Annotated in this window: 15 protein-coding genes; 9 read left to right on the top strand and 6 right to left on the bottom strand. The window is 39.7% G+C overall.

Annotated features, from left to right (window positions below; genetic code table 11):
• Positions 1-76 precede the first annotated feature (76 nt).
• The 3 genes from LV83_RS13485 to LV83_RS13475 all read left to right on the top strand — a co-directional run bounded on the left by LV83_RS13485 (position 77) and on the right by LV83_RS13475 (position 2,968).
• Positions 77-1,120 carry a 6-bladed beta-propeller gene (locus tag LV83_RS13485; protein WP_111612069.1) on the top strand — a complete coding sequence of 348 codons (1,044 nt, stop codon included), beginning with the start codon at positions 77-79 and terminating at the stop codon, positions 1,118-1,120.
• A gap of 46 nt (positions 1,121-1,166) precedes the next feature.
• A complete protein-coding gene (locus LV83_RS13480; RefSeq protein WP_111612068.1) occupies positions 1,167-1,547 on the top strand; it encodes a VOC family protein in 381 nt (126 codons plus the stop codon).
• Positions 1,548-1,660: 113 nt separating this feature from the next.
• A complete protein-coding gene (locus tag LV83_RS13475) occupies positions 1,661-2,968 on the top strand; it encodes a sensor histidine kinase (RefSeq protein WP_158530576.1) in 1,308 nt (435 codons plus the stop codon).
• Here the strand turns inward: LV83_RS13475 and LV83_RS13470 are convergent.
• From LV83_RS13470 to LV83_RS13445, 6 genes are all read right to left on the bottom strand, one after another.
• Complete coding sequence (locus tag LV83_RS13470; RefSeq protein ID WP_111612066.1) at positions 2,965-3,525, bottom strand: LutC/YkgG family protein; 561 nt, start codon at positions 3,523-3,525, stop codon at positions 2,965-2,967. The genes LV83_RS13475 and LV83_RS13470 overlap by 4 nt on opposite strands.
• Positions 3,522-4,880 (bottom strand): lactate utilization protein B, encoded by a 1,359-nt coding sequence (locus LV83_RS13465; RefSeq protein ID WP_111612065.1) that lies wholly within the window; start codon positions 4,878-4,880, stop codon positions 3,522-3,524. The genes LV83_RS13470 and LV83_RS13465 overlap by 4 nt, the downstream gene beginning before the upstream one ends.
• Entirely contained in the window at positions 4,877-5,635 is a 759-nt protein-coding gene (locus LV83_RS13460) for a (Fe-S)-binding protein (protein WP_111612064.1), read from the bottom strand. The genes LV83_RS13465 and LV83_RS13460 overlap by 4 nt, the downstream gene beginning before the upstream one ends.
• Before the next feature lie 111 nt (positions 5,636-5,746).
• On the bottom strand, positions 5,747-7,072 hold the full coding sequence (locus tag LV83_RS13455) for an FGGY-family carbohydrate kinase (protein ID WP_111612063.1): 1,326 nt from the start codon (positions 7,070-7,072) through the stop codon (positions 5,747-5,749).
• Between the two features lie 10 nt (positions 7,073-7,082).
• Positions 7,083-8,117 (bottom strand): GntR family transcriptional regulator, encoded by a 1,035-nt coding sequence (locus LV83_RS13450; RefSeq protein ID WP_111612062.1) that lies wholly within the window; start codon positions 8,115-8,117, stop codon positions 7,083-7,085.
• 57 nt (positions 8,118-8,174) lie between these two features.
• Positions 8,175-10,295 carry a bifunctional aldolase/short-chain dehydrogenase gene (locus LV83_RS13445; RefSeq protein WP_111612061.1) on the bottom strand — a complete coding sequence of 707 codons (2,121 nt, stop codon included), beginning with the start codon at positions 10,293-10,295 and terminating at the stop codon, positions 8,175-8,177.
• A 778-nt stretch (positions 10,296-11,073) separates the two neighbouring features.
• Here LV83_RS13445 and LV83_RS13440 point away from each other — a divergent pair.
• The 6 genes from LV83_RS13440 (at position 11,074) to LV83_RS13415 (ending at position 17,341) form a co-directional block, all read left to right on the top strand.
• Positions 11,074-12,348 carry a sugar isomerase gene (locus tag LV83_RS13440; protein WP_111612060.1) on the top strand — a complete coding sequence of 425 codons (1,275 nt, stop codon included), beginning with the start codon at positions 11,074-11,076 and terminating at the stop codon, positions 12,346-12,348.
• Positions 12,349-12,376: 28 nt separating this feature from the next.
• A complete protein-coding gene (locus LV83_RS13435; protein WP_111612059.1) occupies positions 12,377-13,864 on the top strand; it encodes an arylsulfatase in 1,488 nt (495 codons plus the stop codon).
• A 177-nt stretch (positions 13,865-14,041) separates the two neighbouring features.
• On the top strand, positions 14,042-15,061 hold the full coding sequence (locus LV83_RS13430; protein WP_111612058.1) for an SMP-30/gluconolactonase/LRE family protein: 1,020 nt from the start codon (positions 14,042-14,044) through the stop codon (positions 15,059-15,061).
• Between the two features lie 654 nt (positions 15,062-15,715).
• A complete protein-coding gene (locus tag LV83_RS13425) occupies positions 15,716-16,078 on the top strand; it encodes a transmembrane 220 family protein (RefSeq protein ID WP_111612057.1) in 363 nt (120 codons plus the stop codon).
• A gap of 83 nt (positions 16,079-16,161) precedes the next feature.
• Entirely contained in the window at positions 16,162-16,908 is a 747-nt protein-coding gene (locus LV83_RS13420) for an NIPSNAP family protein (RefSeq protein ID WP_111612056.1), read from the top strand.
• Positions 16,909-16,978: 70 nt separating this feature from the next.
• Positions 16,979-17,341 (top strand): hypothetical protein, encoded by a 363-nt coding sequence (locus LV83_RS13415; RefSeq protein WP_111612055.1) that lies wholly within the window; start codon positions 16,979-16,981, stop codon positions 17,339-17,341.
• The last annotated feature ends 45 nt before the right edge of the window (positions 17,342-17,386 follow it).

The raw sequence follows: 17,386 nt of genomic DNA, 5'->3' as shown, positions 1-17,386 counted from the left end.
TAGGGTTTGACCTAAACTATAGAATATTATTCAATTTTCGTAAGTAATTGTTAAATTCCAGTCATAACCCTTACTTATGAATTCCGATCGAAGAAAGTTTATCCAAAATACCTCCCTGATGGGACTAGCTATGACTATTTCACCTTCTTTATCCATTGCCCGTAGACCAGATCAAGTAATTGGTCATGGTGATTTTAAATATCAAGTTGATGCCAAATGGGGCCTTTTGGACCCAGCCAAAGTTCCAGTGAATAATTGCCATGAGATGGTAATGGATCGTAAAGGTAGGATGATCATGGTCACTGATGAGCCTAAAAATAATGTAATCATATACGATCAATCAGGCAAATTTCTCAGAGAATGGACACTTGGGATGGACCGCGCCCATGGACTGACCTTAGTGGATGAAGGAGATGCTGAGTATTTATGGATTTCCGATAATGCCGGCAGGGTGGTAAAGACTACACTTGAAGGCACTTTGGTTTCAGAGATTACAGCCCCGGTTAAAGAAGGGATTTATACAGAGAAAATGTCTTTTGTACCAACTGAGACCACTGTAGGGCCAAATGGTGACTTGTATGTTGCGGATGGATACGGGTCTCAATATTTTCTTCAGTACGATAAAAATGGAAAATTTATCCGAAAATTCGGAGGAAGCGGATCAGGCGATGATCAGTTTAGTACAGCTCATGGAATCACAGTAGATCAGCGTGGCGGCAAAGCGCCTACTTTGCTTTGTACTTCTCGGGGACATAATTCCTTCAAGCGATTTACTATGGATGGGGAGTATGTGGAAACGATTTTCCTACCAGGTGCTTTCGTATGTCGTCCGGTGATTCATGGGGACAACCTTTATGCGGGAGTATGTTGGTCTAGGCTTCGATATCTGGAGCAAACCCCTGATTCTGGTTTTGTGACTATATTAAATAAAGAAAATAAGGTCGTTTCTAATCCAGGCGGCACGGCCCCTGAGTACAGAAATGGTGAATTACAATTGATGGTTCAATCCGAGCCTATCTTTAAGCATTGTCATGATGTGTGTATCGATCAAGATGAAAATATTTATGTGTGCCAGTGGAATGCGGGTAAAACTTACCCGATTAAATTGACCCGCGTGTAGCTAGATTGACGTTTTTTGAGTTAGTTAACCTTTTAAATTCTCTATTATGAAAAATGTAACTGTAGGCTGGTTTGAAATACCGGTTAATGATATGGATAGAGCAATTTCTTTCTACCAAAAGGTCTTTAATTGTACCCTTCAAAAGATGGATATGGGTGACTTTAAAATGGCAATGTTTCCAGGCGAAGCAGAAGGAAGCGGCGCTGGCGGTAGCTTAGTTTCACATAAGGATTTTTACAAATCAAGTGAGCTAGCTGGTCCGCTTATTTATTTTTCATGTGAAGATGTAGCTGATGTGCTGGGAATAGTAGAAAAAGCTGGAGGTAAGGTGCAAATCGAAAAAAAAATGATTTCTCCTGAATATGGTTATATGGGTGTTTTTCTGGACTCAGAAGGTAATCGTATTGCTCTACATTCACTTAGTTAGAATTAAATTTTTGAATGTGATTTTTAACTTTTAAGTACAGTTTAAGAATGCCCAGGTTTTGTAAGGGGCTAAAGTTTATTATTTTCGAATCTAGTTTGTTTACACCCACTTTTATGCTGATCACAAAAGGTTTAATGCTCTCGGAGGAGAATGTCACTGATCTAGGATATATCCAAAGACAGATGGCTAAAATATTTTCGCTGTTGACTTTCTTCTTGTTATTGATCTTAGGTTTTTCTGATTTTATGCTTGGGATGTCCCCAGTAATTTATTTATCTAAAATCGCGCTTTCCTTTACATTCATTCTTTCCTATTACTTAGTTTCAAAATATGGGAAGTCGCAGCTGATAGTCAATATACTTTTGATAGTGGCTCACGTAATTATTTGCATCAATTTTAAATATAATGATGGAAATGACGGACCCACGATTTATGCTTTTTTTTTAATGCTTGTTGTGTCTTCCTTGCTTATTCAGGGATGGCTCAAATTGGCTTGGTATTTAGGGTCAATATCCATGTTTTTCATTCTTTTTTATGGTGAAGTGAAGGGGTATATACTTGTTGAGAATTTTTATAGTGGAGTAGAGAATCAGTTTGTTGATCATACGCTCGCAATTTTGTGGATAAGCGCTTTTATTTTTACAGTATTACACTTTTTTATTAAAAGTTATCGAAACCAAAGTCAACTGCTTCACACGATCAAGGAAAGGCAGGATCGCTCACTCGAGGAAGTGAAGATGCTTAATGATCAGAAAAACAAGCTCATTGCATTGCTTTCGCATGACTTGAAAAATCCTATAGGGATGCTTCACACTACGCTAGGTCTAGTAGAGAAAGATGCTTTTGAACCAGGAGAAATGGAGCAAATCCTTTTTAATTTGAAAGGGCAAAGTTACCATCTGAATAAGGTGCTCAACAACACATTAAGTTGGGTGATGACTGAATTAGAAGATACGCCTATACAACTTCATGAGATTAGTTTGAGTGAATTGACTAAGGAGATGAAGGATATGATGGCAATGCAGGCAGAGGAGAAAAATCAAACGATAGATTTTTCAATAGAAGGGGACGATAAGAATATTTCGTTAGAGATCAACGAGATTAAAATCATTCTAAAAAATTTGATGGATAATGCAATCAAATTTGCACCGGTTAATTCAACTATTCACCTCAAACTTAAGATCAATGAGGATAAATTAAGTTGGTTAGTATGTAATCAAGGGGCTACCATCTCTGCTGCTGATCAAAAGAATTTATTTGATTTCAGGGCTAGAACTTCATATGGTACGAGGAAAGAAAAAGGAACCGGAGTTGGTTTGCCTCTTTGCAAAAGAATTGCGGATAAGATCAATTTTCAATTGAAATATTCCAGCAGCAAGGACTATAAGAATTGCTTCACTTTATCTAGAAAGCTTGCTTAGAGTATCACCACTCGGAGGCTCATGGCACCATGAGCACCAACAACTAGAGACTGTTCTATATCAGCCGTTTTCGATGGCCCAGCTATGAATATTCCAAACCCAGACTTTGCCAGCCCTATGCGATCATACGCTTGGTGCATATTTCCGAGGATATTTTCTTTTCTGATCACAATCACTAAATGAGCTGCGATAAAGGGTAGGGCCCTAAGGGCTAAATTGCTCTCGTCCAACCAAATAGCAGCATTCTCAGCAGATGCAGATTGTCCTTCTATAATCGCCAGGTCTAAGTCAGCAAAATCTGCTGGATGCTCAGGTACTTGGCAGTTGCTATACTGTTCAAATACAGGCGAAGCACTGTAAATTTTCAGAAATTCAGTTTCTGATATCAATTTTTCAATTTCTTCTTTGCTCGCGACGGTTCCCTTATTGGCTTTGAGAGAAAGACTAAATGAATCAACTAAGTCTGAGGCAATCTCAAAATCCGGGATATCTGGCAGAGGTTTTTCCTCCAATTTCAGTCCTTTTATTGCTGCTAATATGGATTCTTTGCTGCTCATGGTCTATTCTTTTTGTACCAAGCTTTAAATGATTCTTCGGGTAAATCGGGTAGATCTCTGCCTTTTCCCCAGGTGTTCAATGGGTTGTAAATAATGCTATCAGGCAAGTTCTTCAAAGATGCCCGCATCATTTTGCCAGAGATTCTGTAGGCCAGTGGACTCTTGAAAATTCCATTTGCCATTTTCATAGACAGACCCTTTAGGGATGATCCGTTTGCTTTGGTTATTTCTTGACGCCATTCATAGAGTTGCTCGTGGATGTTGATTTTCACGGGACAGACGTCAGAGCAGCTGCCGCAAAGTGTGGAGGCAAAAGGTAGGGTGCTGAATTTTTTTAGATCTATCCCTGGTGAAAGTATGGAGCCAATAGGGCCTGGAACAGTACTTCCATAGCTAAATCCGCCGCTTCTGCGGTAAATCGGGCAAGTATTCATGCAGGCTCCACATCGGATACATTTGAGGGAATTTCTGAATTTTTCTCTTCCAAGTTGCTTTGTTCTGCCGTTGTTGACCAAGATCAAGTGAAGCTCCTTACCTGGAGACGGACTTCTGAAATGCGAATTATAATTTGTGATTGATTGGCCAGTGGCGGATCTAGCTAATAATCTCAGGAAAACACTAAGGTCTTTTCTTCTGGGAATAAGTTTTTCGATTCCCATGCAAGCGATGTGGGTATCCGCTAAATGAACCCCCATATCTGCATTGCCTTCGTTGGTGCAGACCACAAATTCACCTGTTTCTGCTACCGCGAAATTAACGCCTGTGATGGCCACTTTGGCTTGGAGGAATTTCTCACGTAAGTGAAGACGGGCTGCGTGCGTCAAATAAACTGGATCTACGTTTCCTTTTTCTGTGTGTAGCTTTTCGTGAAAAATATCCGAGATATCAGACTTTTTCAAGTGGATAGCAGGCATTACGATGTGACTTGGCGGTTGCTTTAGGAATTGGATAATACGCTCACCTAAGTCAGTATCTACCACTTCTATGCCTCGTTCTTCCAAATAAGGATTCAAATGACATTCCTCGGTGAGGATAGATTTACTTTTTACAATTGCCTTGCAATTTTTCTCCTCTAATATTTTCGCAACGATCCGATTGTGTTCTTCAGCATTTTCAGCCCAGTGCACTTTTATCCCGTTTGCGGTGGCATTTTTCTCCAGCTCTTCTAGATAAAAATCAAGCTTGGAAAGTGTGTGATCTTTTATTTGAGATGCTAATTCCCGAAGCTTCTCCCACTCAGGGATTTGATGGATAGTTGCATCGCGTTTTTCACGAACTATCCAAAGTGTCTCATCATGCCATTTTGCACGTGCTTTATCCTTCAGAAATACTGTGGCGTTCTCTGGATGACTCATGAGATGGCTTGGTTTAGGATTTCCGCAAAATGCATAAGCTGAATAGATTCGTTTTCCCGGGCTGCAATTCCCTGCATATGCATGATACAGGACATGTCTCCACCAACGATAATTTCTACGCCTTTATCAATGTGATCGGCAAGTCTATCCTTTCCCATTTGTACTGAAATAGCTTCTTCACTAACTGCGAAAGTCCCTCCAAATCCACAGCATTCATCTTTTCTCGTGAGTTCGACTACTTCCATCCCTTTTAGATCGCGCATCAATTGGAGTGTTTTATTAAAAGCGGACTCATTTCTCTCTGAATCACTCGCTAGTCTCAAACCCCGAAGTCCATGGCAGGAAGCATGAAATCCAATCTTATGCGGAAAACTCCCTTGAATCGAGTCAACTTTCAGTATATCAGTAATAAACTCGCTGAGTTCGTGGATATTCGATTGTATGTGTTCCTGATTCTTTTTAAGGTTTTTGATCTTAGGCGAATGGTCTTTGACATGCAAAACACAGCTTCCTGAGGGAGCAACTATGTAGTCAAATCTGGCGAAATCACGGATAAATTTGGAAGTAGTCCCCTCAGTATCAGCTTCAAATCCTGCATTCGACATGGGCTGCCCACAGCAAGTTTGACCTAAAGGATAGGTGACTTTGCAGCCTAGTTTTTCCAGCAATTCTAAGGTTGCTATTGCGACATTGGGATAAAACTGATCAATGTAGCAAGGGATAAACAGGCCAATATGAGGAGATTCTATTTTCATCTACTGAGTAATTTGATTTTCGCAGGACATCGCGATGTAATTATGGATTATCATACTTTCCTGTACCGCTCGAGTATAGCTTGATTTCAATTGTGATGTAAATTAAACCATCTATTCCATTGATACCAGCATGGCTGCTCCTAATGCTGATCCATTAGGGAAGTCACTTGGAATGATCTTTAATTCAGGTAATTTTCTCCGAAGCATCTCTACAAAAATATCATTTGCATTGAAGCCGCCATCAATAAATAGCCTATCGACAGGAGCATTTTTCGTTACTAGTTTGATAGCTGCAGTTTGCAAATCTGTCAGCTCATGAATAAACGTGTAGTAGGCTTCATTGAATTCAGAGAAACATGACCAATCATTTTCCTTTGCTTGATCTAACCCATAATCCTCAGGCTTTAAGTATTGAAAATGGACTTTTTTGGACTTATTGTCCCTTACTTTTTCAAATAGAGTAGAGTTGAATTTTAGTTTCTTGTAGGTTCCTAAAGGCATTTGGAAGTATTCATACAGCTTCTCTACCTGATATTTATGTTCCTCCCCGATGAAAAGTCGTGAGATTTTGATCGGGTCACCTTTGATGCTTAGGAACTGTAGGCAGTCACGCTTAAGCTCTTTTTTGGTGAGTGTAGTTTTGTTGAATGGATTGAGGCAAATAGCCCAAGTACCTGTGGAAAGCAGAGCAAATGGTTCTATCTCTTGCTTGATATACGGAAGTAAAGCTGCAGATGAATCATGTACACCTATCCCACATGGGATATTTCCGAGCTCAGGTTTAGTCTTCAAAAGCGTATTTCCAGGGACAATTGGAGGTAATAATCTTCTGATTTCTTCCCGATCTACCCAGGCATGGTAATCGTTTGCTTCATAATCCCAAAGTCCAGTATGGCAACCTATACTGGTATAATCAGACACCATTTCTCCGGTGAACAAGAAGCTCAAGTATTGAGGGAAATGAAATGAGTGTTTGATTCTCTTGAAGAAATCTGGTTTTTCGTACTTGATGAAATAAAGCTGAAGACCAGAATTTAGCATCGCTAAAGGCGGGGAGGATGTAGCTCGGCAGAAGGTCATTTTTCCACCATTCTCTTCATAAAACCTGCTAAGAAGTTCATCTGGAAATGGCTTTAGGTAGTCATAAAGAGGAGTTGCTGGAATTCCGTTTTCATCTGTGTGTACAAATGAAGCTCCGTGGCAGGAAAAATTCAGTCGTCTGATCAGATATTCTTCTGATTTTAACGCCTCTTTAAAAGTCTTCAGCATCCATTCTTCAAGTGGTGCTAAGGGCTCACTAGGAAAATTATCTTCATCCGGAATTGCGTCTAAACGAATATAGGAACTGTAGACTTCGGTTAAATTTTCATCAAAAAGAAAGAACTTTTTATTGGTCTTGCCGATATCAAAAACAGCCGTTACTGGAATTTTACTCATAGCTACGCTATCAAAGCGATTTTCGAATGATCATTTTGAATGGACTTTTCAGAGGGATTTTATCCTCTGCACCTAGGATCTGGTTTGCGATGGTAGTCCCCATTTGCATAAAGTCAGTAGAAATAGTCGTGATTCCCTCTGCCAATATCTCCTTGAGAGGAGTCTCATTATAGGAAATAATCCCTATGTCGCTACCAAGTTGTAACTGCTGTTCCCGAGATTTTTTTACGATGTTGGCAAGGTCAGTTTCTGCTAAGACGATAAATGAATCTCCTTCGTAAAGTGGTTCGTCATCGATTCCATCTAGGATGAGATTGTTGAAGTTATGGAAATAACAGAAACGTTTGAAACCGTCAATAATCTCTACTGGGTACATGTCTCCCTTAGGAAACACGAGGATTAACCTGGAATATTTTCGCAAGTGAATGATACCCGATTCCAGTGCTTCGAATATATCTCTGGCAAAATCCTGATAAACTCCCGGGAATTCATTTTCATGATTCTTAACATCACGGTCCATGATCAGAAGCTTATCTTTTGGAATCTGCTGAATCAAGTCATAGCAGGTTTCCGGATGATTGTTTTCATCAAAGAAATGCGGTGCTAAGACATAATAGTTGTAGTTACCCAAGTTTCGTTCTAATAAGTTTTCGAGAATGGTGCGGTTATAATGGTGGATTTGAAGATCCACCGTCGCTTGGTTTCCCAAAGTCTCTATGATGGAATAGTAGATGATTTTCTTATAAGAACTCAGTTTGTTGAAAATCAACAACACCTTCAATTTATTAGCCATGTTAGTCGAATTAACGTAGAAACCCTTGCCTCTTACGGAGGTGATTATTCCACGGTCTCGCAGTTCATTGTAGGCTTTTTCTACAGTATCCCTAGAGAGCAAAAAGTCGAAACTGGTTTCATTGATAGAAGGTATTCTATCGCCGATTTTCAGTTTACCACTATCTAGATCGTCTAGAATTAGATTGACCACTTGCATGTACTTAGGAGTTCGAGAATCCGTTAGGATCTTTTCTGATTTATCGACTAACATGGCATTTTGGGTTATTTTGGAGGTATTAGGGGTAATCGAGGTTTATTGATTCATAATCTATCTTGGGAATGCAGCGGCTAATCCACCATCTACATTCAGCATATTACCTGTTGTTTTGCCAAGCTGACCGCTTACGAAAACGAATGCAGCGTTTGCGATGTCGCTTGTCTTTACACTTTCTTTTAATAAGGTACGATTAGCATAGAACTGAGGCAAATCCTTCACATCAATTCCATAGGCTTTTGCGCGATTTTCGCCCCAGCCACCTTCCCAGATGTTGGAGTTTTCGATCACAGCGTCTGGATTTACCACGTTGACTTTGATTTTGTCTGCAGCTAATTCTGCAGCCATCAGCCTTGACATGTGTAATTGTGCTGCTTTGGCAGTACCATAAGCCACATTTTTTGCACCTGCGACCAAGCCATTTTTACTTGCAATGTTTACAATGTCTCCACCATGACCTTGAAGCTTCATGATTTTTACTCCAGCTTTTGAGATATGGTATTGACCCATTACCAAGATGTCGTTCAACCTATCCCAATCTTGATCCGTGTGATCTTCGAACGATTTGCTTATAGAAATACCGGCATTATTCACCATGATGTCCACTCCGCCAAACTGAAGACAAGTAGCTTCAATCGCTGCTTCCAAGCTTTCACCATTAGTTACATCTAGCTTCACAGTTAGAAATGCGTCTTTTCCGTATTTTTTCAAAAGTGCATCTCCAGTGGTTTTTAATCTATCGCCATCAATATCTGTGACCACGACGCAAGCCCCTTCCTGTATGAATTTTTCTGCAATTGCCAATCCAATTCCTCCTGCACTGCCCGTCACCAAGGCCACTTTTCTAGAGAGTGGTTGCTCCTTAGGCATTCTTTGAAGTTTTGCTTCTTCGAGTAACCAATATTCAATATTGAAGGCTTCTTGTAGTGGTAAAGAAACGTATTGAGAAACTGCCTCAGCACCACGCATTACATTGATTGCATTGATATAGAACTCACTAGCAACGCGACTTGTCTGCTTGTTTTTTGCGTAGCTAAACATCCCAACGCCAGGCCAGATGATGATTACTGGGTTTGGGTCCCGCATCGCTGGGCTATTGGAATGCTTATGATTTTCGTAGTAGTCAGCATACATTTCTCTGTATGACTGAAACGCGAGACTGATTTGTTCTTTCAACGCCGATAGGTCAGACAGATCCTTGTCAGCTGGAATATCAAGAACCAAAGGGGAAATCTTTGTTCTCAAAAAGTGATCTGGACAACTTGTACCCATCGGAGCTAGTTTGCTTAGATCATTGCTGTTGATAAACTGAAGTACTTCTGGAGCATCAGTGAAGGTGCCCACCATTAGATTTTCAGAAGATGCAAGACCTCTCAGCAAGGGTGCAAGCTTAGCTGCTTGACTTTTTCTCTGGTCTGGAGCAAGAGATTTTACTTTTTCTCCTCCGAAAACTGGACGGGTTTTGCCATAATTCTGTGCTAAGTATTCCGAAGCAGTTTCGATTACTTCCAAACTATTGATATAGCATTCGAAAGCAGTATCTGCCCACGTGAAAAGTCCGTGTCCACCAAGCATAATTCCTCGGATCCCAGGGTTTTCATCAAGCGCCTGTTTCAATTGTAAGCCCAAATCAAAACCTGGTTTTTGCCAAGGTACCCAAGCGATTTGACCATCCCAAAGATCTTTAGTGATCTGCTCTCCATCTTTGGCAGCAGCAATTGCAATCGCTGCATCAGGATGAAGGTGATCTATATGCTTGAATGGAAGGAATGCATGCAGCGGGGTATCAATGGAAGGAGCTTTGGATTTGAGATCATAGATACAATGGTTGAATAGTTCGACCATCTCATCTTCAAATTCCAGCCCTCTATATATACCTTTCAAAGCACGCAGCTTGTCTACATAAAGTCCAGCCAAACCAGCTTTAGTTAAAGTCCCGATATCGCCACCTGAGCCTTTGACCCACATTACCTCTACCTTTTCGTTGGTAAGCGGATCTGCTTCGTAAGTTTTACAGCTGGTATTTCCACCTCCGTAATTGGTGATTCTCAGATCAGCTCCAAGGATATTTGATCGATAAATTAGAAGGTCAACTTCATTTCCCTCAAGTTTAGATGCTACGGCATCATCCCAGAGGTAACTTACATGCTTAAAGTTTTTTGTTGTTATGCTCATTGCGTTTAGCAGATTGTTCTGAAAGTGAATATGGGTGAAAAGTTTGCCTCAGGTATCCTGTGCTGTCTTGAATACCTAAAGCTTAATACTATTTATTTTGAGTTTTATTGCTACTATATTGTGCAAAACATCATTCTGTTAGATATTTATTCTTTAGACTACTAAAAGTCAGAATTAAATTTTGATTGAAAGAATCTGACTAGGTCTATAGTATTTGATTTTCTATTTGTACTATTTAATTCTAAAGTTTTGCTACTACCTACAGTTATATTTTTATGACTGTAATCTAAAAAGTATAATCCAAAATCCATAAAGATCACGGGGCCGGATTGCAGGTAAAACTTTGACTCAATTCTTTTTCAACTTCTAGACTTTTGTGGTTTAATGCTTATTTCATTGGTGAGAAATTGTTTCAATTAACCTTTTTTTTGGCGACCAATTTGATGACTAGTGAATATAACAATCGCCAATGCTTTCATTGATTAGGAATGGATTTCAATGATTTTTCTCCAAATAAATCTGATGTGAGAATGCTCAATTAATAAGGTCTTAATTTCTCTAAAAAGCTGATTTCTGCTGATTTAGGATGATTTAGTTAATGAAAGAGTAGTTAAAAAGGAAATGAGAATCAGCTTTTTACCAGTTTTCAGAGAAAAATTGAATTCTAAATCACATCATTTCTCAATCCAATTCGGAAGGTTTTTGAAGCATCTATATGCCTGATTTTTGGCCTGTTTTTGAACAAAATGAGTAAAAAAGTTACAGTACCGCCTATTCTATGAAAATAACTGAGGATCAACTAGCATCATTTTCTACCAATAATTTTCATTACAGATCACTAGATCTGTTGAGAGTTAGACTCTCAAATCAGCGATTGGATTTTGATGACATCATACGTAAGATTCAAGGGTTTCAGATCGCCATTCCAAGTGCTGCATTGGGAAATGGTAGGGCAGGTGCAAAAATGCATAGAACAGGAGGAGAGCCTAGAAATCTAAATGAAAAACTAGAAGATGTCGGTCTTTTGCAACAATTGACCAGAAAGACTAATTCTATTTCTGTTTATATCCCTTGGGATATGCCTGAGGATTATATGGAGACTAAAGAGTTAGCTGCTGATCTGGATCTCGTATTTGATTCAATGAATAGTACTAGTTCTCAAGATGAAAACAAGCAGAAATATGCCAATTTAGGATCTTTAGGAAATCCTGATAAAGCTATCCGACAAGAAGCTATCGCTCATAATGAGGAGGTGATTAGCATAGGTAAAAAACTTGGAAGTAAAGGATTAACCGTCTGGATGGCTGATGGAAGTAATTTTCCAGGTCAGTCAAATTTCAGAAATACCCTAGGCTGGACTGAGGAGTCACTTCGTGAAATATATGAATTCATGCCTTTGGATTGGGATTTGATGCTTGAGTACAAACCCTATGAGCCTAATTGCTACCATACGGTGGTTCCTGACTGGGGCACTTCCTGTATGCTTGCAAAACGGTTAGGGTCAAGAGCCAAAGCGCTTGTAGATCTAGGATATCACCTGCCTAAAACAAACATAGAACAGATAGTAGCTACGCTGATGTATCAAAACCTCCTAGGAGGCTTTCATTTCAACGATAGTAAGTACGGAGAAGATGATTTGAACCCAAGTAGTATCAAACCATATCAACTTTTTCTGATTTTTAACGAGCTTATCGGAGGAGCCCAAGATGGTGCTCAGGCCTGGGAAAGTATTTCCTGGATGATCGATGCCAGCTACAATACTCAGGATCCTTTAGTCGATTTGATTCAAGCATTGGAAGCTATTACTAAAGCATATGCTAAAGCATTGCTGGTGGACCGGGAAAAGCTCAATGAGTGTCAGCAGAATGGACAAAGCTCCGAAGCTCAAGAAATTTTGCAAATGGCGTATCTGACTGATGTGAGACCTTTGGTATGCGAAGCGAGGCTTCGCTCGGGTGGAGTTGCCGAGCCTTTAGAGGCATATAGAACCCTGATGATTCGCAATAAACTGGTACAGGAACGAGGAGCAAAATCATACAGCTACTTATTTTAGTCAGAACCATTTCTTATTATCTTGGGGCATGATAAAAACCCAGAATCTCCCTTTAACCTCCCTGTTGCTTTCTGTTTTCTTTGCTTTTTGCAGCTGCAGTACCAGTCCAAATCAGACGAAAGTAATAGAAGAAGAGAAAAAGACTAATATCATTTTTATTCTCGCGGATGATTTAGGGTATGGAGATCTTGGGTTTTTGGGACAGCAATACATAGAAACTCCCAACATTGATCGTCTCGCGAAAGAAGGGATGTTTTTCACCAATCATTACTCTGGAGCCACGGTCTGTGCACCTTCTAGGTCATCGTTTTTGACAGGGTTGCATACCGGTCACACGCCCATTCGAGGCAATCGAGAAGTTCAACCAGAAGGCCAGTATCCAATGCCAGATTCTCTTCTTTCAATAGCCAAAGTGATGCAAAGTGCTGGCTATACGACCGGAGCTTTTGGAAAATGGGGCCTAGGTTTCATTGGTACCACAGGTGATCCGAGCCATCAGGGGTTTGATCAGTTTTATGGCTACAACTGCCAGCGTTATGCCCATCGTTACTATCCAGCTCATGTGTGGCACAATGACGAAAAAGTGATTCTCGAAGGAAATGGATGGGAAGAGAAAGCGGTTTATGCGCCAGACCTGATCCAAAAAGAGACTATTTCTTTCATAGAAAAGAATAAGGATGATCCCTTTTTCCTATACATGCCAATCGTAATGCCGCATGCAGAATTAGCGGCTCCTGATGATGCAGTATTTCAAAAGTATAGAGAAAAATTCGGTGAGGAAAAGGCTTTCCCAGTACGGGAAGGTTCAGAATATGGCCCTGATGTAAATATCTCAGCCTACCAATCACAACCTTATCCCCATGCGACCTTTGCAGCCATGGTGGAGCGAATAGATATTTACGTTGGAGAAGTACTAGCTAAACTTGATGAATTGGGGTTGAAAGAAAATACCTTGATAATCTTTGCATCTGACAATGGTGCACATCAGGAAGGTGGTGCGGATCCTGACTTTTTTGATAGTAATGGGCCATTTCGAGGATATAAAAGAGATTTGTACGAAGGTGGAGTTAGAACGCCAATGATCGCTTGGTGGCCAGGTAAAATCAAAGCAGGAACTAAGAGTGATCACATTTCCGCATTTTGGGATTTGCTACCAACTTTTGCAGATGTAGCAGGAGCTACGATCCCTCAGGATATTGACGGAATTTCGTTTTTGCCAGCACTTTTTGGAGAAAATGAACAGAAAGAGCATGAGCATTTATACTGGGAATTTCATGAGCAAGGAGGTAAACAGGCTGTAAGACAAGGAAAGTGGAAAGCTATAAAACTCCATGTTTTTGGTGGGGGTGAGCCTACCATTGAGCTTTATGATTTAAGTATTGATATTGGGGAGGAGAATAATATTGCTGCTGAAAATCCAGAAAAGGTGAAGGAGTTGGAAGGTTTGATGAATTCATCACACAGCTCAAACCCAATTTTCGGTTTATTGCCATCCGAGCGGAAGTCTGAAAATTAATTTGTTTTGAAAGAGAAATGGCCAAGATTCACCTTCACTTGCTTTGCTCAATCATTCAAGCCATAAAACTCGTAAAGAGTGGATTTTTGATGAAGAATCGGTCTGATGATTTTTTAAAGTCCTTTTGATGTATTTTCCTTTTAGTATAACCCTATTGTAATCTATACTTTGATACAAATGAAAAATTCAAATTTCCTATTGCTCCTTATCCTAATCTCGGGATGTTCTAATCCCAAAACTTCAACCACTAATGAAGTGGATGACTTCAATTATCAAGCTGTTGGCTCCATTGAAAGATTGGACACGGATCTAAATGAATTCCTATCTGAAGATGCCAAGATCGAAGTAATCGCCTCTGGTTTTGAATGGTCTGAGGGGCCACTCTGGCTGGAAGATCAAAAGGCATTAATCTTCTCAGATGTGCCAACCAATAAAATATGGAAGTGGACGGAGCAAGATAGTTTAAGCTTATTCTTGGAGCCTTCTGGATATTTGGGAACTGAGACCAATAAGAAAGAACCAGGATCCAATGGCTTAGCATTGAATGCAAATGGAGAGCTAATACTTTGCCAGCATGGAGAGCGACAAATAGCAAAGATGAATGCTTCCCTTTCAAGCCCTAAAGCTGATTTTATTTCTTTAGTTTCCGATTACGAAGGGAAAATGCTCAATAGCCCAAATGATTTAGTATTCAATAAATCAGGACAGCTGTTTTTCAATGATCCTCCCTATGGTTTGGATCCTTGGAACACCAAGGAGTTGGATTTTCAGGGTGTGTATAGGCTAGATCCTGATGGGAATTTAAACTTGCTTGTGGATTCACTGAGCCGGCCAAACGGTATAGGGTTGAGTCCTGATGAGAAAACCTTATACATCGCACAATCTGATTTTGAAAAAGCGAGATATTATGCTTTTGATTTGGATGAAAATGGTGATGTAATAGGAGGGAAGGTTTTAATGGATGCTACATCAAGTATAGGTAGAGAAAATCCTGGATTACCAGATGGCTTGACAGTTCATAGTTCAGGGACATTGTTCGCTTCGGGTCCAGGTGGGATTTGGGTGATCAGTGCAGAGGGAAAACATTTGGGTACTATAAAGACCGGGCAAGGCACAGCTAATTGCGCTTTTGACAGTGAGGAGAAATATTTATACATGACTGCAGATGCGTTTCTAATGCGAATCAGGTTGAAATAAGGAGAAGCTATTGGGAGAATTAAGCAGTATCTCGTAAAAATGTGATTAAAAAGTTGATAACCATATAATTATGGTTGATAAGTCTGTTTGTTTAGAAGATTATTTGGTGGAAAGATAGTGGGAAACTAAGTGTCTGAATCTTTGCGATTAGGCTAATTTAAGGAGATATTTATTAAACCAAGTAAGAGATAAAAAGACCGAGAATACGATCTCGGATAAAGATTGAAAACTCACAATTAACATGAAAGGTCAGCGTCCTTAGGGATTTTGTCTGAGATGGTTTTCCACAAAAGTGTTTATTGAAATCTTCAAAACCGAAAGGTGAAGAAGACGGAGTTAGTAGATCGGTATTAAAAATCCGGGTAACTGGAGAAAAAGTCTTTTAACTGTAGCTTGGCTCTTAAAGCTAACTAAGGTTGGTTATAAGAGAGAGGGAAGCGTTCGCAAGAGGGTTTCCCTTTTTGTTTTACTGGTTTATTACTTTTTCAGGATTTTCTTTCTTAAGCATATTGGGTGATTTTGGATATTTCAAGCATTCCAGTAGTATAGAAAATCACTTTTCACCTTACTCAGCTAGGCTTCCATAGTTTTTAGTATTTTAAGGTTAATAAAATTCTCCGTTTTATGTAGTTTTGGACAAACCCTTGAAATATTATGAAGTTTAACAAAATCTATTTTGGCATCTGGATTTTCATATTCGCGCTTTTTGCTTTTTGGCAGTTCAACGACCCCGACCCTGAAATCTGGGTGAGTATTTATGGTGTAGCAATTATATTCTGTCTGTTGGGTGTACGCGGTATTTTCCCCAAAATTCCATTGACTATTCTTGCAATAGCTTGTGTCCTTGGTGCTATCTATTACTGGCAAGGAGATGTGGGAGGTTGGATTTCTGAAGAAGTGAAGCAGCATAATTTAAGTATGAAAACTCAGTCCATGGAAGAATCAAGGGAGACTTTTGGTTTATTAATTATCCTAGTTGCGTTGTTTCCGGCAATCTGGAAGGCATGGGAGAAATAGACTTTATCTTCTACCATTGCTAAAATATCAAAGGAATTAGCCGGAAAACATGGCTTTTATATTGCCCTAAAAACCCACTACTCATGAAAAAAATTATCTTCAGTATGATTGCAATGCTTTTTGCCTTCGCAGGCTATGCGCAAAAGTTGAGTGATACTTCGACTTACTTCGAAATTAGAAAGTATTATGCCAATGAAGGAAAGCTTCCAGATCTGATCAAGCGTTTTCAAGATCATACGCTTTCGCTTTTCGAGAAAAGTGGGATGGAAAATATCGCCTATTTTCTACCTGTCAATAATGAAGATAATTCACTGACTTATATACTTGGCTATCCAGATGAGAAGTCAAGAGATGTGATGTGGGGGAGATTTTTGAACGACCCTGAATGGAAAAAGGCCTATGAAGAATCCAGGGTAAATGGAGCTTTGGTGAAAAGCATAGATCAAACTTTTATGAAACTTGCTCCTGGGTTGAATGAGACACCAATTCCACAGGCCAGCGGGATTTTTCAGATGAGAATCTACACTTGCTTCGATGGGAGACTTGATAATTTGATAACTAGATTCAAAGACCACACGCAGGAATTGTTTGCGGAGCAGGGCTTGAAAAACTATCCTTATTGGATTACAGTCGAAAAGGATGGAAGCCAACCTAAATTGGTTTATCTATTGGGTGACAGAAATCAAGCTTCTTTTGAAGCTAATTTTCAAAATTTCGCTAAAGATCCAGCTTGGATAAAAGCAAAGGAAATGTCTGAAGCTGATGGGAAGATCGTTGAAAATGTAGATGCTGTGTTCTTCAAAACCTTGCCTTTTTCACCGATGAAATGAACCGAAAGGTAGCGTTCGGTTTATTCGTTTCGTCATGGGTTTAACTTCTTTTTTCACTAAACCTACTTGTATGAAAAAGTTAATTTACCCGATTTTCTTATGTTGCCTGTTAATTAGCGTTTCCTGCACGGAAAACGAAGATCCTGCCATGGCTTGTGGGGTTTCGGATCCTATTGAAAACTTGCCCTGGCTAAAACAAATGGCTGAGAATGCATCTAGTGGAGGGCTTTCAGAGTTTGCTTATATAGCAAAAGCAAAATATAAAGGAAAGCGAGTATTTTATTTGGGATCTTGCTGCCCCAATTGCAGTTGGGCATTGATACTGTATGATTGTGAGGGAAAAACTTTAACCAATGAAATCGGCTTTGATGATCTTGAAGATAATGAGGTGATTTGGCAAACGGCCGACAACCAGTGTGCTTTTTCAGAGTAAGATTACCTGAGTAGGATATGTTTTTTACAAGCTAAATCCTAATAA

It is taken from the genome of Algoriphagus yeomjeoni, assembly GCF_003259505.1.
In the GTDB taxonomy this organism is placed as follows: Bacteria; Bacteroidota; Bacteroidia; order Cytophagales; family Cyclobacteriaceae; genus Algoriphagus; species Algoriphagus yeomjeoni.
This window is presented reverse-complemented; position numbering and strand designations above follow the sequence as displayed.